Origin of the sequence: Marinibaculum pumilum, assembly GCF_042646425.1 — a bacterium.
Taxonomy (GTDB): domain Bacteria; phylum Pseudomonadota; class Alphaproteobacteria; order Ferrovibrionales; family Ferrovibrionaceae; genus Marinibaculum; species Marinibaculum pumilum.
The window spans coordinates 108,837-132,771 of sequence record NZ_JBHRTR010000009.1; the positions used below are offsets into that span (position 1 = coordinate 108,837).

Consider the following 23,935-nt stretch of genomic DNA (forward strand, 5'->3'; position numbering starts at 1 on the left):
CCGACGAAGTTCACCGGGCCGGCCGATTTCTTGGCCGGCCCGGCTTTTCTGCGATCAGCTTGCGCTCGACCCGGCCGACTTGCCGTTGCCGGCGGCCTTGGCACCCGCCTTGGCGGAGCTGCCGCCCGACGCCTTGGCCGGGGCGGCCGAGCCGGCCTTCCCGCTCTCATCGCCGACCTGCGCATGCAGCCGATCGGTCAGGGCATGGCTGGCATCCGTCACCCGCTCGGTGCCCTGGCGGACGGCCGTGGCGGCGGTCTCGTCGGCATAATGCTCCGCCGCCTCGCGGTACGGACCGACATACTGCCGCTCCTTCCGGGTCGCGGGCAGCATCGCCCCGATCACCGCGCCGGCCACCAGGCCGAGCGCGCCGACCGCGAGCGGGTTGCGGTCGACGAACTCGCCGGTCGCATCCTTCGCGCGGATGCCGCGCACCTTCGCCTCATGCGCCAGGTGACCGGCCTTGTCACGGGCCTGACGATAGCCGGCCTCGACCTCGCCGCGGGCAACCGCTGCGCGGTGACGGGCCTCATGGCCGGCCTCGGAGACGCCATGGCGGACGCGCTCCGCGACGGCGCCGACCTTGCCAGATGCGCTTCCGCTGCCGGCCTCGCCCGGCGCGGGCGGCAGGTCCGGATAGGTCATGCCGCCATAGTTCGGGCGCTCCCGATCATGGCCGTAGGCGCTCTCGGAGCGGCGCGAACCGCGGCTGGAGAACAACAGCCAGCCGACGCCGAGGCCGATCAGCGCCACCGGCACCGGGTTCTCGCGTACGGTGCGGGCGACGCCGCTGCCCAGCTGCGCGCCGGTCGTCTTCACATAGTCGATGGCCTCACCGGCCATTTCGCCGGGGCCCAGCCGTTCCTGCAGCGTGTCCAGCTTCCGGCCCAGGCCTTCGCGGGTGCGCTGGATGTCGCGCTGGATCGCATCGGGGGTGTCGTACTTGTCGCTCATTGCATCTTCCTCATCAGCATCTCGGTGTCCTCGCGCACTTCGTTCACGGTGCGCCGGGGATAGGCGGCTTTGAGCCTGAGCTTGCGCTGCGCCAGCCAGACCAGCGCCAGCGCGGTGGCGGCCGTGGCCAGGGCCACGATGGTCGTCGCGAGCCAGGGCTCCCAAACCCGCGACAGCCCTGCGACCAGCGCCTGCAAAAGCAGCAGCAGGGAGCAGAAGCCGAGCAGCAGGCCGGTCGCCAGGATCACCAGCCCGGCCTGTATCCGCGCGAGTGCCTCCGCGGCCTCGGCGCGAGCCAGGCGCAGTTCCTGGCGCAGCAGGTCGCTGACATCGCCCAGCAGGTCGCCGAGCAGGCGGCTCAGGGAAAAGACCTCCGCCCCCAGGTCGCGCTGCGGCGGTGCCTCGGTGCCGGGGCCTTCCTCGTGCGGCATGCGGTTATCCGCCTGCGCCATGGTCAGCCGCCGCCTATTCCGCCGCCGCCGGCACTGCAGGCGCCGCCTCGGGCTCCTGCTCCGGGTTGCTGCGGATGAACCGCGCCGCGGCGAAGCCGATCGCGAACGCCGCGCCGAAGAACAGAAGCGGCCGGTCGCGGGCGAAATCCTCCACCTCGCGGAACAGATCGCCGGTGCCGCGGCCACGCACGTCCTGCGCCCAGCCGCCGACCTGCTCGGCCGTGCCGTGGACAAATCGGGCGCTGGTGTCGCGCCCGCTCTTGCGCAGATGGTCCGCGCCGGATTCGGCGGCGGCGACCAGGTCGTCCACATATCGGACGGCCTCGTCCTTCTGCTGGTCCGCGAAGCTCTGGCCGATGGAGCGGATCTCGTCGGCGAGACGGCTGCCTTCGCTCTTCAGCTTGCGGCCGCTGTCGCGGACCGCATCCTTGGTTTCCGGCGCGTGTCCGGCCGGATGCGTCGTCATGGGTGCCATGCTCGATCCCCTTCGTCCCGGGGGCGGCGCCGCGCGTCATCGGCGGTGCGGCTCCCCTTGCATTCTGGCCCCATAACGCGGCAGACCGCCGCCGGGTTCCGCGCTATCGTCGCCGCTGCCGGCCTTGCCGCGCCGGGATCCTGGGGGAGGCCATGCAGCGGGATTTCATCACCCTGGACGTGTTCACGGATCGCCCTTTCGGCGGCAATCCGCTGGCCGTCGTGCTGGACGGGCGCGGGTTGGACGGCGCGGCGATGCAGCGCATCGCCGCGGAGTTCAACCTGTCGGAAACGGTGTTCCTGTTGCCGCCGGTGGATCCGGCCAACGACGCCACCCTGCGCATCTTCACGCCACAGCTGGAACTGCCGTTCGCGGGGCATCCCAATGTCGGCGCGGCGGTCGCCTGCGCCATGGGGGGCGGGCCGTTCGGCAAGGCCGGCACCCGGCAGGTCCTGTTCGAGGAGCGCATCGGCCTGGTCAGGCTCGACCTGGACTATGACGGCGCGCTTCCCCGCGGCGCCTGGCTTGCGGCGCCGGCGGCGCCGGTCGTCGGTAAGGTGGTGGATGCCGCGCTGGCGGCCCGTGCGGCCGGCCTGCCGGAAGCGGCGATCCGCTGCACGGGCCATCCGCCGCAACGGGTCGCGCTGGGGCCGGAGTTCGTGATCGCGGAGGTTGCCGACGGCGAATCCTTCGCTGCCGCCGGGCCGCAGGCCGGCGCATTCGGGACGGCCGCGACGGGCCGGCTGGACGCGATCCTGGTGCTCTACCGCCGCGACGGGGCGGGCCTGCAGGTGCGGGTCTTCGCACCCCTGGCCGGGGTGGCGGAGGATCCGGCCACCGGCTCCGCCAATCTCGCGCTGGGCGGCTTCCTTGCCCATCTGGCGCCGGGTGCAGATGCCTCGCTCGACCTTTCGGTGCGGCAGGGGGCGGAGATGGGGCGCCCGTCGCAGCTGCGGGTCCAGGCGACGAAGCGCTGCGGCACGGTAGAGCCGCCCCGGATCCATGGCCATGCGGTGCCGGTCATGGAAGGCCGGCTGCGAGACCCGGACTGACAGGCCGGCCCCGGCTGCGGCGGATTCAGCTGCCCACGGCCTCCCGCAATGCCGGCGCGAAGCGGTCCAGGAAGGCGCGGGTCGCCGCGGTGAGCGCGGCGCAGTCCTCGTCCGTCAGCTCGATGTTCAGTGCCATATAGCCGCGGCGGGCGAGATAGTGCCCGGCCTCCAGCATCGCCAGATGATAGAGCGCCAGGGCCTGGTCGCTGCGGCCGTAGGTGTCGCGGGGGCTGCGGACCTCGCCGGCGACCGGGTGGATGCCGATCAGCGACCCTGCGCCGGTGAAGCGGAACGGCACCTCTGCCGCCGCCGCTTCGGCGTTCAGGGCGTCGCGCAGCCGGTCGCCGCGCGCATTCACCTCGATCGCGCGGTCCGGCGTATAGACCCGGGTCAACCCAGCAAGCCCCGCAGCCATGGTCATGACATTGTTGTTGAAGGTGCCGCTGGCGGAGAGCGCGTCGGGTCGCCGCGGGTCGAAGCGCGCCATGATATCGGCGCGGCCGCCGAAGCCGCCGAAGCTGAAGCCGCCGCCGATCCACTTGCCCAGGACCGTCAGGTCGGGATGGATCCCCAGCTTGCCCTGCATGCCGCCGGGCGCCAGGCGCGAGGTCATCACCTCGTCGAACACCAGCAGGCTGCCATGCGCGGTCGTCCAGTCCCGCAGCGCCTGCAGGAAGTCCGGGTCGGCCGGGAGGCAGCCGCCGGCGCCCATCACCGGCTCGACCACCACCGCGGCGAGGCTGTCGCCATGCGCCGCCAGCACCGCCTCCGTCGCCGGCCAGTCGTTGAGCTGGCCGAGGACGAACTCGAACGGCACGTTGAGGGGGCTGCCGCCGTCCCCGCCCGGGGCGGCGGGCCGGCCGAAGGTGAAATGGCCGCCATGATAGGCGCTTTCCATCACCATCACTTTCGGCCGCCCGGTCACGGCGCGGGCGGTGGCGATCGCCATGTAGGACCCTTCGGAGCCGGAATTGGTGAAGCGCACCAGCTCGATCGCCGGGAAGCGGCTGCAGACGGCCTCCGCAAGGGCCGCCTCGTAGCGGTTGGGGCCGCCGAGGGTCAGGCCGGCGGCCAGCGCCTCCTCCGCGGCAGCGCGGATCTCCGGGTTGGAATGGCCGAACAGGCCGGCGGACATGTCGCCCAGCCAGTCGGTATAGGCATGGCCGTCGGCGTCCCAGACCCGGGCGCCCTCGCCGCGGACGATGTTGAGCGGGAAGGGCGGATAATAGAGCACGTTGCGCGTGGTGCCGCCGGGCATGCCCTCGCAGGCATGGGTGAAGGCGGCGAGGCTGGCGGCATTGCCGTCGATGAAGCGGCTCTCCGCCTCGGCCAGGGCATGGTCGAGGTTCAGATTGCTGTGTTGCGCCCGCGCCTCCGCCATGGCGGTCGTCCTCCCGAATCTCATTGATGCCTGCGCCGCCCCCTGACCGGGGCCGCCGCACACGGAAGTATGTCACGGCGGCGGAGCCGATATCCATCCTGCCGGCGGCGGTCGTCGTCGGGCTCAGCCGGACGGCGGGACGTTGCTGCAAGGCAGGCGTACCGTCACCGCCGTGCCGGTGGCGGAGGAGCGGATCTGCAGCATGCCGCTATGGGCCTCTGCCAGTCCCTTGACGATGGCCAGGCCAAGGCCGGTGCCTGTGTTCGTATCGGCATAGATACTGCCGGCGGCGATAAAGGGCTGGCCCAGATTGTCCAGCACCGCGCCGGGCAGGCCGGGGCCGTTATCGGCGACGGTGAGGGTCAGCTGCGGTGCCGGACCTTCCGGCGGATCGAGCCGGGCGACGATCTGCGCTTCGCCGCCCGGCTGCACGTAGCGGACAACATTGGCCAGGAGGTTCAGGAGGATCTGGCGCACCACCCGCCGGTCGGCGGTGACATGGCGGGCCTCCGGCGCCAGATCGACCGCGATCCGCTGGCCCCGGCGCTCGCGCTCCATCTCGACCATGCGCAGCGAGTCGGCGATCTCCGCCGCCATGTCGAGGGCTTCGAAATGCAGCACCACCTTCTCGCTCTCGATCCGGGAGAGGTCGAGGATGTCGTCGATCACCGACAACAGGTGCTGCCCGCCGGCGTGGATATCGTCGATATAGTCGCGGTAGGCAGGCGGCTGGATCTCGCCCAGCAGCCCGTCCCGGATCATTTCAGAAAAGCCCAGGATCGCATTCAGCGGCGTGCGCAGCTCATGGCTCATCTTCGCCAGGAACTCCGACTTCGCGAAGCTGGATTGCTCCGCCCTGCGGCGCTGGTCCTGCAGTTCCCCGATGGTCGCCCGCAATTCGTCCTCGTGGCGCAGGGTGGAGGACATGTCGCGCATGAAGACGGTGAGGGTGGGGACCCCGTCCACGCTGATCTTGGAGATCGATGCCAGCAGGGGGATCAGGTGCCCGTCGCGGTGAAGGCCGCGGACCAGGCGCCACTCCGACATCCGCAGCGACCGGTCGGGCCCTTCGGCGAACGCGTTCACCAGGGCCGTGTGCCGCGCCCGCAATGCCTGCGGCAGCAGGTCGTCCAGGGACTGGCCGATCATCTCTGCCGCGCGATAGCCGAACAGCTGCTCCGCCGATGCGTTGAAACTGGAGATGCGTTTCCGGCTGTCCAGGGTGATGATGCCGTCGAGAGCAGAGTTCAGGATCCGGTGCAGCCGGCGTTCCGCGAAGCGGACCTTCTCCTCCGCCACCTTCTGGCCGGTGATGTCGGTCATGTTGACCAGCACACCGTCGTCCAGGCGGGCGGCCGAGACCTCGAACCAGCGTTCCTTCTGGTTCAGGTAGAGCATCTGCTCCGAATGCGCCGGCCGGCCGGTCAGGACGACCCGGGCCCAGCTGTCCAGCAGCCCGCCGGTGACCGCGACTGTCAGTTCCTCGGAAAGCCGGGTGCCCAGCGGGGTCCCGCCGCTCCACTGACGCAGGCGCCGTGCCGCCGGATTGGCGAGGGTGCACCGGAAATCGACGATCCGCCCGTCCCTGTCGCGGTCGGCGGCAAAGCCCAGTACAGGCGCCGGCGACAGGTTGAAAATCTTTCGCAACTGGGTGCTGCTGGCGGTGTCGCCACCGGTCCCGTCGGGCGGGTCCGCATCGATTTCATTCGGAGATGGCCGGCGGTTTTCCGCCGCAGGGTCGCACATTCGCCGCTCTCCGGGAATAAGTTCCGGGCGCCGAATCCACAATAGTATTCGGACGCACTACCAAGTCTGAATGCACGTTAAGATTTAGCCGATTTCGGCGTCAAGCTGTGCGCATCGTTAACCAAGACGAAAGACCTGGGGACTTAGACCTGGGATGGCTCGGCGTCGCGTGTGCGGCGCCCTGCGGACTTGTGCCGATTGGGACAGGCAGGAACGGGACTACGACGGTGGCAGGTGCCGCCGGCGCCGGCCGGACTGCCCGCCGGATTGCCAGTCCTGCGGGCATCTGGACGCCGCATGCGTCGTCGATATTATGCGGGGTTCCGCGGCCGGGTGGATGCCGGGTCGGCCGGCAGGCACGCCAAGACCGCTGTCGAGGCAGGTGCGCACAGATGGTGCGCGCCGCGATCGGCAGGGGATCGATAGAGGAAACGAAGCGGAGCGTCGATGCCGTCGCGCAGCGTCTACGAGGTGGTGGTCAACCACGGAGGGCAGTGGGTCGTCCAGACGACGACGGAGACCCAGGGCGATGCCATTCGTCTGGCTGAGCGGCTCGTTTCCTCCGGGCGCGAGGAGGATGTCCGCGTCCTGCAGAGCTTCTTCGACGACAAGAAGCGTACCCTGGTCGAGAACGAGCTGAAGCGCTTTCGCCGCAAGGCCGCCTCCAAGTCCGATAGCGCCCCGGTGCGGCCGCCGACCCCGCTGTCGGCTCGGCCATGCAACAGCCATACCGAGTTCTACAGGTTCGAGACCCGCCGGGTGATCCGCGCGGCCATCATGGACGACCTGGAGCGCTGGGTGATCACGCCTCTGGAGCTGCTTCACAACCTTTCCCACGCGCAGCGTCTGAACGCCGCCGGCACCGTCCTGCAGGGCGGCGTGCAGCGGGTCGCCATGGTGCAGTCGCGCGAATACGGCCTGTCGATCCACCAGCGGATGAAGGCGCTGTTCGACTTCTGCACCGAGATCGAGCGCGAGATGCGGCTGATCTGGCGCAATCACGAGATCAAGGCCGTCCCGCCGGGCGGGCTGCGGGCGCGCATGGCCGCGCTGAAGGACGAGAAGAACGGCGAATTCCTGCTGCATGCGGAGATCAGCGAAAGCCTGTCGGAGGCCAAGGACTGGCCGGCCAAGCTGACCGTGATGTTCGGCCTCCTGGCGGAGGAGGCGGACGAGGAGGAGATGGCGGTCTTCGACTCCTACGCCGCCGAGATCATCGAGAGCGGACCGGCGATCAAGGCGCTGCTGGGCGATATCGGCGACCGCGCCGACGCGATCATGGCGCTGCTGGACATCCAGGCGGGTTTTCCGCCCGCGGACGTGACCCTGACCCCGGTGGTCGAACGGCTGATCCGCCTGTTCCGCGAGGGCCGGCTGAAGGATTGCCGCGGCGTGCTGTATCGGCGGATCCGGCAGGAACTGGAATCCCTGCGTTCGGTGAGCGGCAATGCGACCGACCTGATCCGCGAGACCCAGGTCCTCAAGGCCCTGTACGTCAAGCTGCAGCGCGACGCCGACGAGCGTTCCGACGCCCGCCTCCTGCTGGGCACCCTGGAGAACCGCGCCGGTGCCATCCTGCGGTCGGAGACCCTGGGCACCAAGCTGCAGTCCCAGAAGACGCCGATCGGACAGATCGACCTGCTGCTGCGGCTGGCGCCGGGCATCCTGGGCGCGGCCAACAAGCGCAAGATCTCCGCCTTCATCGTCGGGCTGATCGATTCCGAGGAGAACAAGGGGATCGTGATCGGCGGCGAGAATGTCGCCGAGGCCCGGATGCGGCAGTTCCGCAAATGGGAGGAGAGCGCTCGTGGTGCGGAGTTCGACCAGCGGTCGGAGCAGGAGCTGTGCGGTCTGTTCGACCGGCTCTGCGTGGAGGCGATGCGCAAGGCGCAGTACTTCGCACGCCTGCAGCGCGAAGAGCCGGTGCCGGCGGTACGCGCGCTGAAGCTGATGGAACTGGCGGCCGAGAACGGCGTCACGACGGGCACCGCGATGCGGGCGGTGCAGGCGGAACTGATCAAGCTCCTGAAGGATCCCGGCACCCTGACGGCGCTGGCGGAGTCGGTACAGAACGACCCGGAGAAGACCGCGCGCCTGCGCGAACTCTACACCCTGCTGTCGCAGCAGACGGCGGCCTCGGCCTGACAGGCGCTACTATGCAAGAACAGCAGTCAGCCGCCTGCAAGCTTCCAGAGCATCGTCGAAGCTGACTATATCGTCCGGGTCGCCGAACGACACCTGATGCACGAGGCTCCTGTAGTTCACGCTCCACTGCTTGTAGTTTGAAAGGCAGTCCAGCATCAACGCGACGCGCGCGGCAGGATTGGCAGGAACCCCTTCGCCGCCGCGGTGGGCATCGGCAAGCATTGACTGTTGCAGCAATCGGATAAATTCCGGCTGCTCGGCGACCAGTGACTCAAGTGCCGCAAGGTCGTGCAAATGCCGGATGACGCTGGGATCTTCCCTATCCTCACCGTGCTGATCGGCGCAGACCCGCCAGGCGAGAGCACTCAGCTTGTCCGCCGCGGTCTCGATCGGATCGACACAGGGGAAGCCAGCTATTTCAGGCCCTTCGCCGCCCACCAATGCGACCAGCGAACTGACCGGTCGTACGATCGGGGGGAGTGCAGGCGGAGCGAACGTCATCTCTATCTTGATATGCGGTCGAAGCCCGGGACCCGCCCCGAACTCCATTGGGTAGGCAAGATCGGCTGAAAAGAAGCGACTTGCATTGCCGCGCAACGGTTCACCGAGGAGAGTGAATTGAGCGTCGGCGAGTGCGGCGAGGATCCGATTGCGATAGGTGCGGCGCGACACTCGGGTTGCGTCGGACGGCATCGACACCTTGAAGTCGACATCCTCAGAAAATCGTTTGATCAGGCCCCAACCTTTGAAGAGCGACGTACCGCCGGCAAACACTGGAGACGTGCTGTCGTGATCCATTCCTGCGATCACGCCGATCGCGCGGACGACGTGCCAGTCTTTTTCGATCAAACCGGGATTGGTGCCGAGTTCATCGGCTACGCTCTCAACGCGGCGCCTGTTCAGCACGTTCGAAGCCAAGTTGCACGCTGCCGTAGCCGATTTTTCGTCTAACGCGTGTCCGAACGCCAACCACACGGCCAGTTGGTACTTGCGTGGTTCGCCCGGCCTCATAGTCTCGCTCGAGTTGCGTCGGGACCGGCTCGATCCCAACGCGCTCCAGAGCCTCGCGGAGCGTCCCGAGGCCCTCCACCGGTACGAGCTTGCCGCTCAGCTTCGAGGTTTTGGCGCGCGCGTAGATCCCTTGCCCAACCCGCAGCAACTTCCCTTTGCGCACAAGTCCGTTCAGGGCGCGACCGACCTGGTCATAGCCCCCGAGGTCTGTGAAATCCGCACGCAGAAAGACGTTGCGGCGCATCCGCCGGATACGTCCCCATAGCCGTGCTTCGAGATTGTCTCGTTTCATCACTCAACCATGCCTTTTGTGTCAAGATACGACATCAGAGAGGGAAAATCACTATATTAAACAATAAATTATGTGGCGTCGTGTTGCAGGGCTTCAAGGGCGCCGTCTCCGCCCAGACCGGCGATCTTCCGTCTGCGCCCCGTGGGCATGCGACGCGGAATCCGTTAGAACCCTCCGCAACCGGTCCGTCGGGCGATCCCGGCGGGCCGCCGCTGCCGCCCGCCCGCAGGGGCCGGGGCGGCCACCTCAACGAGACATTCCGGATCAGGGCAATCCCGACATGGCGAGCTATCAGTACATCTATGTGATGAAGGGTCTGGGAAAGACCTATCCCGGCGGCCGGCAGGTGCTGCGCGACATCTACCTGAGCTTTCTGCCCGGCGCGAAGATCGGCGTGCTGGGCCTCAACGGCGCCGGCAAGTCGACCCTGCTGAAAATCATGGCCGGCATCGAGAAGGACTTCCAGGGCGAGGCCTGGGCCGCCGACGGGGTCAAGGTCGGCTACCTGCCGCAGGAGCCGGAGCTGGATCCCGCCAAGACCGTGCTTGAGAACGTCATGGAGGGGGTGGCGGAGACCAAGGCGCTGCTGGACCGCTTCGAGGAAGTCTCGATGAAGTTCGGCGAGGTCACCGACGACGACGAGATGAACGCCCTGATCGAGGAGCAGGGCCGCCTGCAGGAGGAGATCGACGCGAAGAATGCCTGGGACCTGAACCGCCAGGTGGAAATCGCGATGGATGCCCTGCGCTGCCCCGACGGCGAGGCGTCGGTGGAGAAGCTCTCGGGCGGCGAACGGCGGCGCATCGCGCTCTGCCGGCTGCTGCTGTCGCAGCCGGACATGCTGCTGCTGGACGAACCGACCAACCATCTGGACGCGGAATCGGTCGCCTGGCTGGAGCGTTTCCTGGCGGACTATCCCTCCACCGTGGTGGCGGTGACCCACGACCGCTACTTCCTGGACAATGTCGCCGGCTGGATCCTGGAGCTGGACCGCGGCCATGGCATCCCCTGGGAGGGCAACTACACCAGCTGGCTGGAGCAGAAGGAGAAGCGGCTGGAGCAGGAGGGCAAGGCCGAGGATGCCCGCCGCCGCACCCTGAAGCACGAGCTGGAATGGGTGCAGGCCAGCCCGCGCGCCCGCCAGGCGAAGTCGAAGGCCCGCATCAAGGCCTATGAGGACCTGCTGTCGCAGGAGGCGGAAAAGCGCACCGAGCAGGCACAGATCGTGATTCCTGCGGGACCCCGCCTGGGCGACCTGGTGGTGGAGGCGGAGAACCTGCGCAAGGGTTTCGGCAACCACCTGCTGATCGACGACCTGTCGTTCCGCCTGCCGCGCGGCGGCCTGGTCGGCGTGATCGGCCCGAACGGCGCCGGCAAGACCACCCTGTTCCGCATGCTGACCGGTCAGGAGCAGCCCGATGGCGGCGCCCTGCGGGTCGGCGACACCGTGAAGATGGGCTATGTCGACCAGTCGCGCGATGCGCTGGACGGCAACCGCACCGTCTGGGAGGAGATCTCCGACAAGCAGGATGTCATCCAGCTGGGCAAGCGCGAGGTGCAGAGCCGGGCCTATTGCGCGGCCTTCAACTTCAAGGGGGCCGACCAGCAGAAGAAGGTCGGCCAGCTGTCCGGCGGCGAGCGCAACCGGGTCCACCTGGCGAAGATGCTGAAGTCCGGCGCCAACCTGCTGCTGCTCGACGAACCGACCAACGACCTGGACGTCGACACCCTGCGGGCGCTGGAGGAGGCGCTGCTGGACTTCGCCGGCTGCGCCATCGTGATCAGCCATGACCGCTGGTTCCTGGACCGCATCGCCACCCACATGCTGGCCTTCGAGGGCGACAGCCATGTGGAATGGTTCGAGGGCAATTTCGCGGACTACGAAGAGGACAAGAAGCGCCGCCTCGGCGCCGATGCCACGGAGCCGCACCGGATCAAGTACAAGCCGCTCAGCCGCTAGGCGCCGCGGGCCGCAGGGCAGGGGGAGGGCACAGCCATGAACGATGCCGCGGGGCTGGATACCCGGACCTGGATCGACCATTGGGACCGGCTGGGCCCCGGCTGGGAGAAATGGGCCGACCGGATGGCGCAGCAGGCCGAGGGGCTCAACCGGCCGCTGATCGAGGCGGCGGGGGTGCAGCCGGGCGAGCATGTGCTGGACCTGGCCTCGGGCACCGGCGAGCCGGCGTTGAGCCTGGCCGCGGCGGTGGGTCCGTCGGGCCGGGTGGTGGCGACCGATCCGGCGCCCAACATGCTGGCGGGCCTGCGCCGGCGCGCCGACGCTGCGGGGCATGGCCATGTGGAGGCCCACCTGGCCGACATGCAGGCGCTGCCGTTCGAGAATGACAGCTTCGACCGGGTGACCTGCCGCTTCGGCATCATGTTCGTGCCCGACGCCGCGCGCGCCTTCGCGGAGGTGCGGCGGGTCCTGCGGCCGGGCGGCCAGGCCGCCTTCCTGGTCTGGGGGCCGCAGGCCGACAACGCGGTTCTGGGCACCGTGGTGGACTGGGGCATGAGGCATTTCGGCATCGCCGAGGCGGCGCGCTACCGGGCGCCGTTCGGCTATGGCACGCCCGGGCGGCTGGCCGCGGCGATGACGCAGGGCGGCCTGCTCGCCGCCGAGGAACGCGAGCTGCGCTTCACACCGGAAGTCGATGCCGGGCTGCCCTTCTGGCGCCCGCCGATGGGCATCACCTTCGGGCCGGAGGTCGAGGCCCTGGATGAAGCCGGTGCGGCGGCCGCCGACGCGGCGCTGAAGGCCGCGTTCGAGCCGTTCCGGGACGGTGCGGCCTATCGCCTGCCGATGCATGTCCGGATCGGCGTGGCACGGGCCTGAGCGGCGGCGTTCTATCAGATCGAAACGGCGCCAGTCCCCGCCGCGCGGTGGGGGTGTCTTGACGCGTTCTGTAGTTGCAAATCATTCGCATAAGCATTATCAAGAATGCCTCTCTCATCGGCCCTGCTCATCGGCGCGGGGCAGCAGGCACGGAGCGGCAGGATGGACAAGATCTCGATCAGCTATGCGGAACTCGACACCTTTCCCGAACTCGCCTTCCCGGAGGCGCTGCTGGTCTGGGCGCTGCGGGTCTGGGTCGACATCGCCAACCCGCATGAAGGGCCCGGCGGCCGCCTGGCCATGGAGCGCCTGCGGACGGCCTTCGCCCATGCCCGTGCGCCGTCGGTGGCGATGCAGCTGGACAGCTTCTGGACGATCATCGGCAGTTCGGCGAAGCGGCAGATCGACGTGCGCTGCCCGGGCTGCGTGACCCTCAGCCCCGACGAGATCCTGTTCGTGCGCGAGATCGCCTGCCGGCAGCGGCGGGTGACCCCGGGCCCGTCGGGCCTGCTGGCGGCCCTCTGCCCGGCCGCGGCACGACGCCATGCGGCACCCTTCGCGGATGCGATCGCAGGCGACCTGCAGGACGGCCGCCTTGTCCTGCCGTCGCGGAACGATGGCGATCTGTGGCGCTGGTCCGCCCGCCGGGCGGAGCCTGCGGGCGCCAACGACCGTATCGGCGGCGGCATGGACGATGACGGGCCGCGGGGCAGCGTGGTGACCCTGCACTGACAGCGGGGCACTGACAAAGGGCCGGCGCCGTGGTGACGAAGGCGGCACCTGCCTCAGCCCGCCGCCGCCTCCTGCGCTGCTGCCGGGTCGGCGACCCGGCTGCCTTCCGCACCATCCGTGGCAAGGGCTTCCACCTGGACCCGGCGGATTTCCGTCGGTTCCGGAATGCCGCGCAGCTGCACGACCTCGTCCCGTGCCGGCATGCCGGCGATCAGCGCCGCGACGGCCGGGTCTTCCGCCATCGCGCGGGTCAGCACGATGTCGCTGCCGTCGCTCTGCGCCTGCAGCCGCGCCGCCAGGTTCACCGTCCGGCCGAAATAGTCCATCAGGCCGGAGGTGTTGACCGCGACGCAGGGGCCGGCATGCAGGCCGATCTTGGAGACCAGGGCATCGCCGCCGTGCTGCCGGCTGAATGCGGCGGCGTCGCGATGGATCGCCAGGGCCGTGGCCACCGCCGCCTCGGGCTCGGCGAAGGCGGCCATCACCGCATCCCCCATGGTCTTTACCAGCACGCCGCCGGCCTCAGTCAGGCGCTCCGCGAAGAAGGCGAAATAGTCGCGCACCAGGCCATAGGCCGCGGCATCGCCCAGCCGGGCATAGAGCGCGGTGGACCCCTTCAGGTCGGCGAACAGCACGCAGGCGCGGGAGATCGCCACCTCGTCGCCCGGCCGGATCACCTGTTCCGGGCAGAGTTCGCGGAAGGCCGGCAGGGCCAGGACCCTGTCGCCGGTCAGCACCTCCGCCAGCCACTGGCGGTCCTCGATCACCGCGAACCGCGGCACCGGGCCGTCGTTGCGCAGCCGCACGCGGCCCGGCGGTGCCGGCGGGCCCTGGGTCACCGCCTCCGGGGTCAGGACGACCTCCGGAAAGCCCGCTTCGCCGGACCAGTCGATATCGCGCTCCGGCCCCTCCTCCACGCTGCGCAGACGGTAGGCGCCGGGTGCGAGTTCGGCTTCCAGTTCGACGCTTTCCCCGGGGGAGAGCCGGTGCTGCACCCGGACATGGGGGGTGGTGGCCGGGCCGAGCAGGCAGTACTCGCCGTCGGCCAGCGGCCGAAGCCAGGGTTCCGGCCGGAACACCAGCTCGACATTGCGGGTGAAATCCCGCTCGTAGTCGATGTTGCAGGACGGGCAGTGGGTGCCGCGGGGCAGTTCGTACAGATTGCCGACGGCAGCCTTGCCACCGCGGCAGCGCGGACAGAGCAGTTCCCAACGCATGCCCAGCAGGCCTTCGCGATGGGCGTCCAGGACCAGCGCGATGACCGCAGCAGCCGGTGCCTGCCAGGCGGCGGCGAGCGCGAGCGGCCGGATCCGGGCAAGGTCGGTCTCTACGGCACCCCGCAACAGGGATTCCAGAGCCGCGACGAGCTTCGGGTCCCGACGGCCGCGCAGGGCCGCAAGGGCCGTCTGCAGCCGGCGCTCGGCTTCCGCGCCAAGCCTTGGCGGGGCCAGAGCCGGGGGGCTGCCGCCGGCCGCGGCGCGCGCCTCGCCCAGGCGCTGCACCAGGTCGACCCGCTGGTCGACGAACTTCCGCATGAAGCCGGCCCAGTGCAGGAGGGTGCCGACAAGGCCGTGCCAGGTGATGGCGCCCTCAATCTCGACCCGGGTTCGGCCGGGTGAAACCGGAACCAGCCTGGAACCGAAACGCGCGCTCGAAAGCGGGCCCGTCCGGAACGACCGTTCCTGCAGCGCCCATCGGCCATGGACCCACTGGCCGAAGCTTTCCTCCCATTCCAGCTTCAGGGCGCCTGCGGCACCCTTGGACCGGCGCAGGGCGCTGCCGTCGGGCTGCACCTCCTCGACGCTCCGATAGCTGGGATTGCCGGCTTCCAGGTTCACCCGCGCCGTGTCGGACATGGCCAGCCAGGCGCCGTCCAGCGGCAAGGGAAGTTCGAAGGATCTGGTGATCGCGTATTCCGGCATGGCCCCACCCCGCAGCCGCCGCCGCCCGCTTTCAGGCGCGGCTTTCGGCATTCCGCAAGAGATGGCGTTCGATCAGCCGCAGGACCAGGGCTGCGCAGACGCCGAAGGCACCGGAGAGGGTCAGCACCCAGCTGGCTTCTCCCCAATTGCCGCCGCTGCTGACCGCCAGCGCGATGACCGGCGGCCCGATCACGGCGCCGGTGGTCGAGCCCTGGACGATCAGCCCGTTGACCGCGCCGATGGCGCGCGGATGCGGCGCATGCATCGGCGCGGCGGCGAGCACTGCGGCCGGCAGCATCCCGCCGAAGGCCGAGAAGACGACTGCCATGCCGACGCGCAGCGGCCCCGGCAGCCCCGGGTCGAAGATCCCCAGCGACAGGAGTCCGAGCATCCCGTTCACTGCGGCCAGGATCATCCAGCGCGGCACTCCCCGGTGCAGCACGAAACTGCCGCCGACGCAGCCGACGATATTGGCGGCCACCACCAGCGCGGCGAGCAGGCCGGCTTCGGTGACGGTGACGCCCATATCCGCCTGCGCGAAGGTCGGCAACCAGGTCGCCACTGCGAACCATTGGAAGGTGTAGAAGCCGAAGCTCAGGCCCAGCAGCCAGCAGCCCGGCCGCCGCAGCACGGCCAGGAAGTCGGCGATGCCCGCGCGCTGGTTCTCCGGCGAGGCCGGCGGCGGCGGCCGGGAACGGAAGGCGAGGGCGAGGGCGATGCCGTAGACCGCCATCACCAGTCCGGCCCCCCACCACAGCGGCCGCCAGCCGATCAGGGGGGCGAGCAGCGGCACCGCGATCATGGCGATGGTGACGCCGGTCGGCATGTAGATCGACCACAGGCCGACGGAGAGGCGCAGGTCGGGCAGGGCGCTGGCGGCGACGATCAGGCCCGGCAGCGCGACGACCAGGAAGACGAAGCTGACGCTTTCCGCCACGCGGAAGGCCAGCAACAGGGTGCCGTCGGGCGACAGGGCGCCGCCGGAACTGGCCAGCAGGCCGATCGCGCAGGCGATCAGCACCGCCCTGCGGCGGCCCATCCGGTCGGCCAGGCTGCCGCAGACCAGCCCGGCACAGGCGCCCATCACCTGGATCGAGGAGGCCAGCCAGCCGCTTGCCACCAGGCTCATTGTCAGTTCCTGCCGCAGGATCGGGATCAACGGCGGCACCTTGCCCACCTGGATGGCGGCGACGATGCCGCCTGCGATCAGGAGGGCCACCATCGGCCAGTCGGTACGCTGTTCGCTCATGTCTGCCGGAAAGGAATGGAAGGAAGGTCCGGCCGCTGTTCAGGCCGCGGGCGCGCATTCTGCCGTGGCGGCACCGTCGGCGCCACGGGCGGCCGGTGCAACCCGGGCCTGCGGGGCAGGCCGGGCTCCCCGGCGGGTCCCGGTGGCATGACCGGCATGCGGCCATCGCCAAAGGCGGGATGTTGGGATAGCATTCCCCCGACGGTTGCAACGACGACCGCATCCTCAAGGCCGCGCCACGATGGCCGCACGAGGAACAGGGAGGAAAGAGATGCTGATCCGCAAGCTGGCAGGGCTCGCCTGCGTCGTTCTATTTCTGTTCGCTTCTGTCGGAGGGGTGAGGGCTGAGACCTGGCGCCTCGGCACCGCGGCGCAGCCGGGCTCCGTGCTGTACGACGTGATCCAGGACTTCATCGCCGATTTCAACGCCGCCTTCGCCGACGACGACATCGCCGTCGAGTTCCAGTTCATCGGCAACGAGCAGGAGATGATGCAGCAGCTGATCCGCGGACGCGTGCAGATCGGCGCCACCTCGTTCGCCGGCTCCGCAGTGGCGATCCCGGAGAACATCGTCACCACCGTCCCCTATCTGTGGGACAGCGATGCCGAGCGGATCAAGGTGATGGACGAGTATGTCATCCCCGTCCTGAAGGACATCGCGCTGGCCAAGGGGGTGGTGCTGATTGACTGGGGCGATGTCGGCTGGAACGACGTGATCTGCAACTTCGAATGCCTGACCCCCGCCGACCTTGAGGGCAAGGCGGCGCGGATGTCGCCGGTGTCGCGGCATTTCTGGCAGGCGTTGGGCGCCAACGGCGTACAGATGCCGCTCAGCGAGTTCTTCCCCGGGCTGCAGCAGGGCCTGGTGGTCGCCGGGGACCTGCCGTTCCTCTACTACATCACCACGCCGGCGGCGCAGAGCGCCCCCCACTACGTCACCACCCGCCACCTGCACCACGGTGCGGCCTGGTACATGAACAAGAAGCTGTTCGACGGCCTGACCGACGCGCAACGGGCGAAGCTCGCGGAGGTGCTGCCGCCGGTGGCGGAGACCCGCGCCCTGGTGATGGCGGACGAGCAGCTGCCCGACAGCCCGAAAGCGAAGGAGTTCGCCGCCAAGGGCGGCACGATCCACATCCTCACCGACGCGCAGCGCGAGGCCTTTGCCGAGCGGGTGCGGCCGGTGCGGCAGGTGATGGTCGACGAACTGGCCGCCGGGCCGGCGCCGCGCGCGCAGGAGGTCTGGCAGGCGATCCAGAAGGGCAAGGCCGACTTCGCCGCAGGCAAGTAGCGAGGCGGGCCAGGGCATCGGGGCGCAGTGCCGCGCGATGCGGCCCCGCCCCGCATGCCGCTTCCCCCGGATGGGACGATGCCGGATGGGAAGATGCCGGACGGCGAGATCCCCGGGATGAGCCGGCTACTTCGGACCTGGCGATGGGCGGAGGCGGCAATTGCCGTGATCGCCTTCACCCTGGTCGCGCTGGCGCTGATCGTCGATGTGGGCGGGCGCGAGCTCTATGCCCTGGCCGCCGGGCTGGGCATGAAGGAATTCGCCCGCGACTGGCTGGGCGGCACGTTCGGCGCCCAGCGCTTCGCCGTGCATGCCACGCAGATCGCCGGCATGCTGGGCTTCTGCATCGTCGTCGCGGTGGGCGGCCATCTGCGGCCAACCGTGGTCGACCGACTGTTCCCGGAGCGCCATGACCGGCTGGTGAACCGGATCTCCGACCTGCTGTCCGCCGCGATCTGTTTCGGCCTGGCCTGGATCTGCTGGGAGTTCGTGGAATCGACCCGGCGCAATGCCGAGATCTCCATGGTGTTCCAGGTGCAGATCTGGCCATTCCAGCTGATCCTGCCCTACGTCTTCCTGTCCGGCGGGCTGCGCTACCTGGTCTTCGCCCTCTGGCCCGCGCACCGGCCCGAGAGTACGGGCATCGCCGCATGAGCGTCGTCATCTTCGTGGCGATGGTCGCTGCGCTGCTGCTGCTGCGGGTGAACGTCGTCCTCGTGCTGGCGGCGGCCACCGCCTATATCCACCTCTATTTCGCCAGCGGCAGCGCGCTGGAATTCCTGGCGCAGGACATCTGGTTCGCGATCGACCGGGAGGTGCTGCTGTCGATCCCGATGTTCATCATCGCCGGCGCGGTGATGACCCGCGGCACCATCGCGGCCCGCCTGATCCGCGTGATGTCGGCGCTGACCGCGCCGGTTCCCGGCGGGCTGGCGATCGCCGCGGTGCTGTCCTGCGCGGTCTTCGCCGCGATCTCCGGCTCGTCGATCGTGACCATGCTGGCGGTCGGCTCGATCATGTATCCGGCGCTGATCCAGGAAGGCTACGACCGCAACTTCTCCCTCGGCCTGATGTGCTCCGCCGGGACGCTGGGCATCATCATCCCGCCGTCGATCCCGATGATCCTGTATGGGATCATGACGGAGACATCGATCACCGACCTGTTCGTCGCCGGCATCCTGCCCGGCCTGCTGCTCGCCGCCCTGTTCTGCGCCTATGGGCTGTGGGTGAACCGGGGCCGGGCGGTGCGGCCCTGGGACCTGCGGGAGATCGCGACCGCGATCCGAGACGGGGTCTGGGCGCTGCTGATGCCCGTGATCCTGCTCGGCGGCATCTACAGCGGCTACTACACGCCGACCGAGGCGGCGGCCGTGTCGCTGGTCTATGCACTTGTGATCGAACTCCTGGTGCACCGCGAGATGCGGCCCCGCGACTATGTGGTGGTGGTCTACGACACCACCAGGCTGCTGGGCACCCTGCTGCCGCTGCTGGCGATCGCCGGCAGCCTGAACACCGTGCTGGACTATGAAGGCGTGCCGCGGGAGGCGGCCCGTTTCCTGGCCGCCACCCTGCACGATCCCTGGCTGCAGGTGGTGGGCATCAACCTGCTGCTGCTGGCGATCGGCTGCTTCATGGACATCGGCTCCGCGATCCTGATCCTGGCGCCGCTGCTGCTGCCGACCGTGCAGCAGATCGGCCTGGACCCGGTGCATTTCGGCGTCGTCATGATCATGAACCTGGAGATCGGCTATCTGACCCCGCCGGTCGGCATCAACCTGTTCATCGCCATGGTGGCGTTCAAGGAGAGCTTCGGCCGGATCGTCGTCTCGGTGCTGCCCTTCATCGCCCTGATGCTGGTGGCGCTGGTCCTGGTGATCCTGATCCCCGATCTCGCCCTGTTCCTGGTCCAGGCCGGCCGCTAGGCGGCAGCAAGATGTGGCCCGGCGGCCGGACGTGATAGGAGAAGGCAGCATCCACTGCCCAGCATCCCCTGCCGAGGACGCCGATGTTCGCCGTCACCCCGCTTGCCATTCCCGACCTTCTGGAGGTGATTCCGCAGCGCCACGGCGACGATCGCGGCTGGCTGTCGGAGACCTGGAACCGCGCCCGCTTCTCCGGCCACGGCATCGACGCCGATTTCGTGCAGGACAACCTGGTGCGCACTGGCGCATGCCACACCTTCCGCGGCCTGCATTTCCAGGCGCCGCCGCGCAGCCAGGGCAAGCTGGTCAGCGTGCTCGCCGGTGCGATTCTCGATGTTGCCGTCGACCTGCGCCGCGGCTCGCCGCACTACGGCCGGCATGTCGCGCTGCGCCTGTCGGCGGAGGCGGGCAATGCCCTCTGGGTGCCGGCGGGATTCGCGCATGGCTATTGTTCCCTGCAGGCCGACTGCCTGGTGGCCTACAAGGTGACCGACTACTGGTCGCCGGAGCATGAGCGCGGCCTGGCCTTCGACGATCCGGCTCTGGGCATCGACTGGCCGGCCGCACCGGCGGACCTGGCGGTCAACGACCGCGACCGCACCTGGCCGGTCCTGGCCGACCTGGACAGCCCCTTCGTGATGCTGCCGGGCGCGCCGCCCTCGGGGGCCGGTGCATGACGGTCCTGGTGACCGGTGGGGCGGGCTTCATCGGCTCCGCCCTGGTACGTGCGCTGCTGGCCGATGGCGAGCGGGTGGTGAACCTGGACCGGCTGACCTATGCCGGCAGCCGGCTGAACCTGGGGGATGCGGACGCCGCGCCGGGCCATGTCTTCGTGGAGGGCGATGTGGCGGATGCGACCCTGCTGCGCCGGTTGTTCGCTGAGTACCGGCCGCGAACGGTCTACCACCTGGCGGCCGAGACCCATGTCGACCGGTCGATCGACGGGCCGCTGGCCTTCATCCGCACCAATGTCGACGGCACGGCGGTCCTGCTGGCGGAGGCCCTGCACCACTGGCGCGCCCTACCGGAGGCGGAGGCCGGAGCCTTCCGCCTGGTCGCCGTATCCACGGACGAGGTGTTCGGTTCCCTGCAACCGGGCGGCTTTTTCCGGCCCGACAGCCCCTACCGGCCGAATTCCCCCTATGCCGCCAGCAAGGCCGCCGCCGACCATCTGGCGCGGGCCTGGCATGTCACCTACGGCCTGCCGGTGATCGTGACGAACTGCGGCAACAATTACGGCCCCTGCCAGTTTCCCGAGAAGCTGATCCCGCTGACCGTGCTGAACGCGCTGGAGGGGCGGGACCTGCCGGTCTATGGCGACGGCCGGCAGGAGCGCGACTGGATCCATGTCGACGATCATGTCGCGGGCCTGCGGCGGGCCGCGGCGGCCGGGCAGCCCGGCGCGGTCTATCTGCTGGGCGCGGCCAATGTGCGCAGCAACCTGGAGATCGTGCACGGCATCTGCGCGGCGCTGGACCGGCTGCGCCCCGATGCGGCCCATGCACCGCATGCCGGGCTGATCCGTCATGTCGCCGACCGACCCGGCCATGACCGGCGCTATGCCCTGGACGTGACAGCGACCGCGGCGGCACTCGACTGGCGGGCGGAGATCGCGTTCGAGGACGGCCTGGCGGCGACGGTCGCCTGGTACCTGGAGAACCCGGACTGGGTGGCGGCGATGTCGGCACGCTATGACCGCGGCCGGCTGGGCCGGAAGGCCTGAGGGGCCCGGGTGAGGATCGGGAGCCGATGACCGTTCTGGTCACCGGGGCGGCGGGCCAGGTCGGCCAGTCGCTGTGCCGCGCGCTGGCGGCGGCCGGGCTGGCGCATCGCGCGGCGCCGCGGGCGGTGCTGGACATCGCCGACCGCGATGCGGTGGCTGCTGCGATGCAAGGCGCCTCCGCGGTGGTGAACCTGGCCGCCTATACCGCCGTCGACCGGGCGGAGGCGGAGCCGGACGCGGCCGACCGGGTCAACAATCTGGGCGCCGGCATTGTGGCGCAGGAAGCCGCCGGGGCGGGCATTCCGGTGGTCCACCTGTCCACCGACTTTGTGTTCGACGGCAGCGGGCCGGCGGCAGCGGCGCGCCGCGGCTATCGCGAGGACGATCCGGTCGCCCCGGCCAACGCCTATGGGAGGAGCAAGCTGGCCGGCGAGCAGGCCGTGCTGGCCGCCTGCCCGCAGGCGATCGTCCTGCGCACCGCCTGGGTTTTCTCCGCCCAGGGGGCGAATTTCGTAAAGACCATGCTGCGGCTGGCGGCCGAGCGGGACGAACTGCGGGTGGTCGCCGACCAGTATGGCTCGCCCACCGCTGCCGGCGACATCGCCACCGCCATCTGTGCGGTCCTGGGCCGGTTGCGGTCCGGCGCGGCCATCGGCTATGGCATCTATCACTTTGCCGGGGCACCGGCGGCGTCCTGGCACGATCTGGCCGTGGCCACCCTGGACGCGGCCGGCGCGCGGATCCCGGTGCATCCCATTGCGACGGCCGACTGGCCGACGGCGGCCCGTCGGCCGGCATGGTCGGTGCTGGACAGCGGGCGGTTCGCGGCGGTGTTCGGCCTGGCCGCGCCGGACTGGCGGGCGGCGCTGCCGCAGGTCGTCGCGACCCTGACCCGAGCCGGGAGTGAGGCATGAACCGCGAGGATTACGACCGGTTCTGGACCGTCGTGATGGAGGTCTGGAACGAGGGCATCTTCGGCGCCAGCGTCGGCAACCTGGTCACCGCGCTGCTGATCTTCCTGCTGTTCCTGGTGCTGCGGGGCCTGTTCGCGCGCTGGGTGATCGGCCTGGTGCAGCGCTACCTGGCGCGCCGCGGCATGGACCTGGCCGGCCGCGTCGTCGATGCGATGGCGGAGCCGCTGAAGCTGATCCCGGTGATCGCCGGCCTGTTCTTCGCCATCGAGCATCTGCGCTTCTCCACCGACGCGACGATCGTGGCGGACCGGCTGATCCGCTCGATGATCGTCTTCGCCGTGTTCTGGGCGCTGTTCCGGATGGTCGACCCGGCGCGCTACCTGTTCCGCCGGCTGGAGGAGCTGCTGACCGCGGAACTGGTCGACTGGATGATGAAGGCGCTGAAGGTCGTGATCGCGATCCTCGGCGGCGCCACCATCCTGGAGACCTGGGGCGTCGACGTGATGGCGGTCCTGGCGGGCTTCGGCCTGGTCGGCGCTGCGGTGGCCCTGGGTGCGCAGGACCTGTTCAAGAACCTGATCGGCGGCCTGCTGATCATGGCGGAGAAGCGCTTCGCGCGCGGCGACTGGATCTCCGTCGACGGGGTGGTCGAGGGCACGGTGGAGAAGATCGGCTTCCGCTCCACCCTGGTGCGGCGCTTCGACAAGGCGCCGGTCTTCGTGCCCAACAACTCGCTGTCGGACCAGCCGGTGGTCAATTTCTCGAAGATGACCTTCCGCCGCATCTACTGGACGATCGGCGTCACCTATTCCACCACCGTGCCGCAGCTGCGCGCGATCCGCGACGAGATCGAGGCCTATATCCTGGAGAATCCGGCCTATGTGCGGCCGGAGGAGGCATCGACCTTCGTGCGGATCGACAAGTTCAACGATTCCTCAATCGACATCATGCTCTACTGCTTCACCGTGACCACCAACTGGGGCCGCTGGCTGGAGCTGAAGGAGGAGCTTGCCTACACGATCATGGATATCGTGCTGCGCAACGGCTCGTCCTTCGCCTTCCCGTCGCAGTCGGTCTATCTGGAGCAATGGCCGCATGGCGACCGCCCGGAGCTGTTCGTGCCGCCCAGCGCGGACGGGCGCGCGGCGCTGCCGGCACCGTCGGGCGGACAGGAAGGCGGCGAAGGCCGTTGAGCGGCGGAAACGAAGGGCAAGCGGATTTGACAGCCAGCAGGGACAGGGACATGAGCGAGAAGATCGCGCACCAGGATGCCTACCGGGCCATCGCGACGGCGCTGGAGGACTATTTCGACGGCCTCTATCACGGCGACACGGTGAAGATGCGGCAGGTGTTCATGCCGCAGGCGCACCTGTTCTCCGCCGTCGACAGCCCGATGCTGGACTGGTCCCTGGACCAGTACATGGAGGTGATGGCCAACCGCGAGAGCCCGGCCGACCAGGGCAAGACGCGCCACGACCGGATCCTGTCGATCGACGTGGTCGGGCCGCAGACCGCCGTCGCCAAGGTCGAATGCGCGATCCCGCCGCGCTACTTCACCGACCTGCTGACCTTCGTCCTGCACGAGGGCCGCTGGCGGATCGTCAACAAGACCTTCCACTACGTGGTGCACGAATAGGGGCGGCGGTCCGCAGCCTCCCACGGTCATCCAACTGCGTCGCTCCGGGGGGCGATTCTCCCGGTACTCGTCTATGCCACCGGCAGACTTGGTACGGCTTGGCCATCCAGTTCCTGTGCCGTCGTTCTCGGGCTTATATGAGGCGGCTTGTGTCAAGGCGTTGCCGGTAGATTTGCAGCAGCTTTTTCTGTCGGGCGGGACG

Annotated in this window: 22 protein-coding genes; 13 read left to right on the forward strand and 9 right to left on the reverse strand. The window is 69.2% G+C overall.

The annotated features are described in order from the left end of the window. Positions 1-54: 54 nt before the first annotated feature. From ACFOGJ_RS03490 to ACFOGJ_RS03500, 3 genes are read right to left on the reverse strand one after another with little or no spacing between them, the layout of a single operon-like run. Positions 55-954, reverse strand: coding sequence for a DUF3618 domain-containing protein (locus ACFOGJ_RS03490; RefSeq protein ID WP_379898170.1), 900 nt, complete (start codon positions 952-954; stop codon positions 55-57). Continuing rightward, positions 951-1,406, reverse strand: a complete 456-nt coding sequence (locus tag ACFOGJ_RS03495; RefSeq protein ID WP_379898172.1) for a phage holin family protein — start codon at positions 1,404-1,406, stop codon at positions 951-953. Before ACFOGJ_RS03495 ends, ACFOGJ_RS03490 begins: the two co-directional genes overlap by 4 nt. A 13-nt stretch (positions 1,407-1,419) precedes the next feature. Then, a complete protein-coding gene (locus ACFOGJ_RS03500; protein ID WP_379898174.1) occupies positions 1,420-1,872 on the reverse strand; it encodes a hypothetical protein in 453 nt (150 codons plus the stop codon). Positions 1,873-2,033: 161 nt separating this feature from the next. Here ACFOGJ_RS03500 and ACFOGJ_RS03505 point away from each other — a divergent pair, with 161 nt between their 5' ends. Continuing rightward, complete coding sequence (locus tag ACFOGJ_RS03505; protein ID WP_379898176.1) at positions 2,034-2,933, forward strand: PhzF family phenazine biosynthesis protein; 900 nt, start codon at positions 2,034-2,036, stop codon at positions 2,931-2,933. Positions 2,934-2,958: 25 nt separating this feature from the next. Here the strand turns inward: ACFOGJ_RS03505 and ACFOGJ_RS03510 are convergent, their stop codons facing one another. Both ACFOGJ_RS03510 and ACFOGJ_RS03515 read right to left on the reverse strand, forming a co-directional pair. Then, positions 2,959-4,314, reverse strand: a complete 1,356-nt coding sequence (locus tag ACFOGJ_RS03510; protein ID WP_379898177.1) for an aspartate aminotransferase family protein — start codon at positions 4,312-4,314, stop codon at positions 2,959-2,961. Positions 4,315-4,437: 123 nt separating this feature from the next. Continuing rightward, positions 4,438-5,961, reverse strand: coding sequence for a sensor histidine kinase (locus ACFOGJ_RS03515; RefSeq protein WP_379898178.1), 1,524 nt, complete (start codon positions 5,959-5,961; stop codon positions 4,438-4,440). A 546-nt stretch (positions 5,962-6,507) separates the two neighbouring features. Between ACFOGJ_RS03515 and ACFOGJ_RS03520 the strand changes: the two genes are divergently transcribed. Further along, positions 6,508-8,205, forward strand: a complete 1,698-nt coding sequence (locus tag ACFOGJ_RS03520) for a hypothetical protein (protein WP_379898180.1) — start codon at positions 6,508-6,510, stop codon at positions 8,203-8,205. 9 nt (positions 8,206-8,214) lie between these two features. On the opposite strand, the gene ACFOGJ_RS03525 is transcribed toward ACFOGJ_RS03520, so the two are convergent. Both ACFOGJ_RS03525 and ACFOGJ_RS03530 read right to left on the reverse strand, forming a co-directional pair. Then, positions 8,215-9,123, reverse strand: a complete 909-nt coding sequence (locus ACFOGJ_RS03525; RefSeq protein WP_379898181.1) for a nucleotidyl transferase AbiEii/AbiGii toxin family protein — start codon at positions 9,121-9,123, stop codon at positions 8,215-8,217. Next, entirely contained in the window at positions 9,089-9,508 is a 420-nt protein-coding gene (locus ACFOGJ_RS03530; RefSeq protein ID WP_379898183.1) for a DUF6088 family protein, read from the reverse strand. Before ACFOGJ_RS03530 ends, ACFOGJ_RS03525 begins: the two co-directional genes overlap by 35 nt. Positions 9,509-9,788: 280 nt before the next feature. On the opposite strand from ACFOGJ_RS03530, the gene ettA reads away from it, so the two are divergent. The 3 genes from ettA (at position 9,789) to ACFOGJ_RS03545 (ending at position 13,076) form a co-directional block, all read left to right on the forward strand. Beyond that, the gene (gene ettA, locus ACFOGJ_RS03535; RefSeq protein WP_379898185.1) at positions 9,789-11,468 is read left to right on the forward strand and encodes an energy-dependent translational throttle protein EttA; all 1,680 of its coding nucleotides are present in this window, start codon (positions 9,789-9,791) and stop codon (positions 11,466-11,468) included. A 36-nt stretch (positions 11,469-11,504) separates the two neighbouring features. Next, positions 11,505-12,344, forward strand: coding sequence for a methyltransferase domain-containing protein (locus tag ACFOGJ_RS03540; RefSeq protein WP_379898187.1), 840 nt, complete (start codon positions 11,505-11,507; stop codon positions 12,342-12,344). A gap of 162 nt (positions 12,345-12,506) precedes the next feature. Next, entirely contained in the window at positions 12,507-13,076 is a 570-nt protein-coding gene (locus ACFOGJ_RS03545; protein WP_379898188.1) for a hypothetical protein, read from the forward strand. A gap of 53 nt (positions 13,077-13,129) precedes the next feature. On the opposite strand, the gene ACFOGJ_RS03550 is transcribed toward ACFOGJ_RS03545, so the two are convergent. Together ACFOGJ_RS03550 and ACFOGJ_RS03555 are read right to left on the reverse strand one after the other, a co-directional pair. Beyond that, on the reverse strand, positions 13,130-14,998 hold the full coding sequence (locus tag ACFOGJ_RS03550; RefSeq protein ID WP_379898190.1) for an adenylate/guanylate cyclase domain-containing protein: 1,869 nt from the start codon (positions 14,996-14,998) through the stop codon (positions 13,130-13,132). 31 nt (positions 14,999-15,029) lie between these two features. Continuing rightward, on the reverse strand, positions 15,030-16,247 hold the full coding sequence (locus ACFOGJ_RS03555; protein ID WP_379898191.1) for an MFS transporter: 1,218 nt from the start codon (positions 16,245-16,247) through the stop codon (positions 15,030-15,032). 271 nt (positions 16,248-16,518) lie between these two features. Here ACFOGJ_RS03555 and ACFOGJ_RS03560 point away from each other — a divergent pair, with 271 nt between their 5' ends. The 8 genes from ACFOGJ_RS03560 to ACFOGJ_RS03595 all read left to right on the forward strand — a co-directional run bounded on the left by ACFOGJ_RS03560 (position 16,519) and on the right by ACFOGJ_RS03595 (position 23,733). After that, on the forward strand, positions 16,519-17,538 hold the full coding sequence (locus tag ACFOGJ_RS03560) for a TRAP transporter substrate-binding protein (RefSeq protein WP_379898192.1): 1,020 nt from the start codon (positions 16,519-16,521) through the stop codon (positions 17,536-17,538). Positions 17,539-17,616: 78 nt separating this feature from the next. After that, positions 17,617-18,192 (forward strand): TRAP transporter small permease, encoded by a 576-nt coding sequence (locus ACFOGJ_RS03565; protein ID WP_379898193.1) that lies wholly within the window; start codon positions 17,617-17,619, stop codon positions 18,190-18,192. Beyond that, positions 18,189-19,460 (forward strand): TRAP transporter large permease, encoded by a 1,272-nt coding sequence (locus ACFOGJ_RS03570; RefSeq protein WP_379898194.1) that lies wholly within the window; start codon positions 18,189-18,191, stop codon positions 19,458-19,460. The genes ACFOGJ_RS03565 and ACFOGJ_RS03570 overlap by 4 nt, the downstream gene beginning before the upstream one ends. A gap of 83 nt (positions 19,461-19,543) precedes the next feature. Continuing rightward, positions 19,544-20,137: a dTDP-4-dehydrorhamnose 3,5-epimerase gene (rfbC, locus tag ACFOGJ_RS03575; protein WP_379898195.1), complete on the forward strand. Its 594-nt coding sequence runs from the start codon at positions 19,544-19,546 to the stop codon at positions 20,135-20,137. Beyond that, positions 20,134-21,183, forward strand: coding sequence for a dTDP-glucose 4,6-dehydratase (gene rfbB, locus ACFOGJ_RS03580; protein WP_379898196.1), 1,050 nt, complete (start codon positions 20,134-20,136; stop codon positions 21,181-21,183). The genes rfbC and rfbB overlap by 4 nt, the downstream gene beginning before the upstream one ends. A 26-nt stretch (positions 21,184-21,209) precedes the next feature. Continuing rightward, the gene (gene rfbD / locus ACFOGJ_RS03585) at positions 21,210-22,097 is read left to right on the forward strand and encodes a dTDP-4-dehydrorhamnose reductase (RefSeq protein WP_379898198.1); all 888 of its coding nucleotides are present in this window, start codon (positions 21,210-21,212) and stop codon (positions 22,095-22,097) included. Further along, positions 22,094-23,290 carry a mechanosensitive ion channel family protein gene (locus ACFOGJ_RS03590; RefSeq protein WP_379898199.1) on the forward strand — a complete coding sequence of 399 codons (1,197 nt, stop codon included), beginning with the start codon at positions 22,094-22,096 and terminating at the stop codon, positions 23,288-23,290. Before rfbD ends, ACFOGJ_RS03590 begins: the two co-directional genes overlap by 4 nt. Positions 23,291-23,340: 50 nt before the next feature. Continuing rightward, positions 23,341-23,733, forward strand: coding sequence for a nuclear transport factor 2 family protein (locus ACFOGJ_RS03595; protein WP_379898200.1), 393 nt, complete (start codon positions 23,341-23,343; stop codon positions 23,731-23,733). Positions 23,734-23,935 lie beyond the last annotated feature (202 nt).

Coding starts and splice junctions, on each gene's coding strand:
- ACFOGJ_RS03490 (WP_379898170.1), bottom strand. CDS start 954: ATGAGCGACAAGTACGACACCCCCGATGCGATCCAGCGCGACATCCAG.
- ACFOGJ_RS03495 (WP_379898172.1), bottom strand. CDS start 1,406: ATGGCGCAGGCGGATAACCGCATGCCGCACGAGGAAGGCCCCGGCACC.
- ACFOGJ_RS03500 (WP_379898174.1), bottom strand. CDS start 1,872: ATGACGACGCATCCGGCCGGACACGCGCCGGAAACCAAGGATGCGGTC.
- ACFOGJ_RS03505 (WP_379898176.1), top strand. CDS start 2,034: ATGCAGCGGGATTTCATCACCCTGGACGTGTTCACGGATCGCCCTTTC.
- ACFOGJ_RS03510 (WP_379898177.1), bottom strand. CDS start 4,314: ATGGCGGAGGCGCGGGCGCAACACAGCAATCTGAACCTCGACCATGCC.
- ACFOGJ_RS03520 (WP_379898180.1), top strand. CDS start 6,508: ATGCCGTCGCGCAGCGTCTACGAGGTGGTGGTCAACCACGGAGGGCAG.
- ACFOGJ_RS03530 (WP_379898183.1), bottom strand. CDS start 9,508: ATGAAACGAGACAATCTCGAAGCACGGCTATGGGGACGTATCCGGCGG.
- ettA (WP_379898185.1), top strand. CDS start 9,789: ATGGCGAGCTATCAGTACATCTATGTGATGAAGGGTCTGGGAAAGACC.
- ACFOGJ_RS03540 (WP_379898187.1), top strand. CDS start 11,505: ATGAACGATGCCGCGGGGCTGGATACCCGGACCTGGATCGACCATTGG.
- ACFOGJ_RS03545 (WP_379898188.1), top strand. CDS start 12,507: ATGGACAAGATCTCGATCAGCTATGCGGAACTCGACACCTTTCCCGAA.
- ACFOGJ_RS03550 (WP_379898190.1), bottom strand. CDS start 14,998: ATGCCGGAATACGCGATCACCAGATCCTTCGAACTTCCCTTGCCGCTG.
- ACFOGJ_RS03555 (WP_379898191.1), bottom strand. CDS start 16,247: ATGAGCGAACAGCGTACCGACTGGCCGATGGTGGCCCTCCTGATCGCA.
- ACFOGJ_RS03560 (WP_379898192.1), top strand. CDS start 16,519: ATGCTGATCCGCAAGCTGGCAGGGCTCGCCTGCGTCGTTCTATTTCTG.
- ACFOGJ_RS03565 (WP_379898193.1), top strand. CDS start 17,617: ATGCCGGATGGGAAGATGCCGGACGGCGAGATCCCCGGGATGAGCCGG.
- ACFOGJ_RS03570 (WP_379898194.1), top strand. CDS start 18,189: ATGAGCGTCGTCATCTTCGTGGCGATGGTCGCTGCGCTGCTGCTGCTG.
- rfbC (WP_379898195.1), top strand. CDS start 19,544: ATGTTCGCCGTCACCCCGCTTGCCATTCCCGACCTTCTGGAGGTGATT.
- rfbB (WP_379898196.1), top strand. CDS start 20,134: ATGACGGTCCTGGTGACCGGTGGGGCGGGCTTCATCGGCTCCGCCCTG.
- rfbD (WP_379898198.1), top strand. CDS start 21,210: ATGACCGTTCTGGTCACCGGGGCGGCGGGCCAGGTCGGCCAGTCGCTG.
- ACFOGJ_RS03590 (WP_379898199.1), top strand. CDS start 22,094: ATGAACCGCGAGGATTACGACCGGTTCTGGACCGTCGTGATGGAGGTC.
- ACFOGJ_RS03595 (WP_379898200.1), top strand. CDS start 23,341: ATGAGCGAGAAGATCGCGCACCAGGATGCCTACCGGGCCATCGCGACG.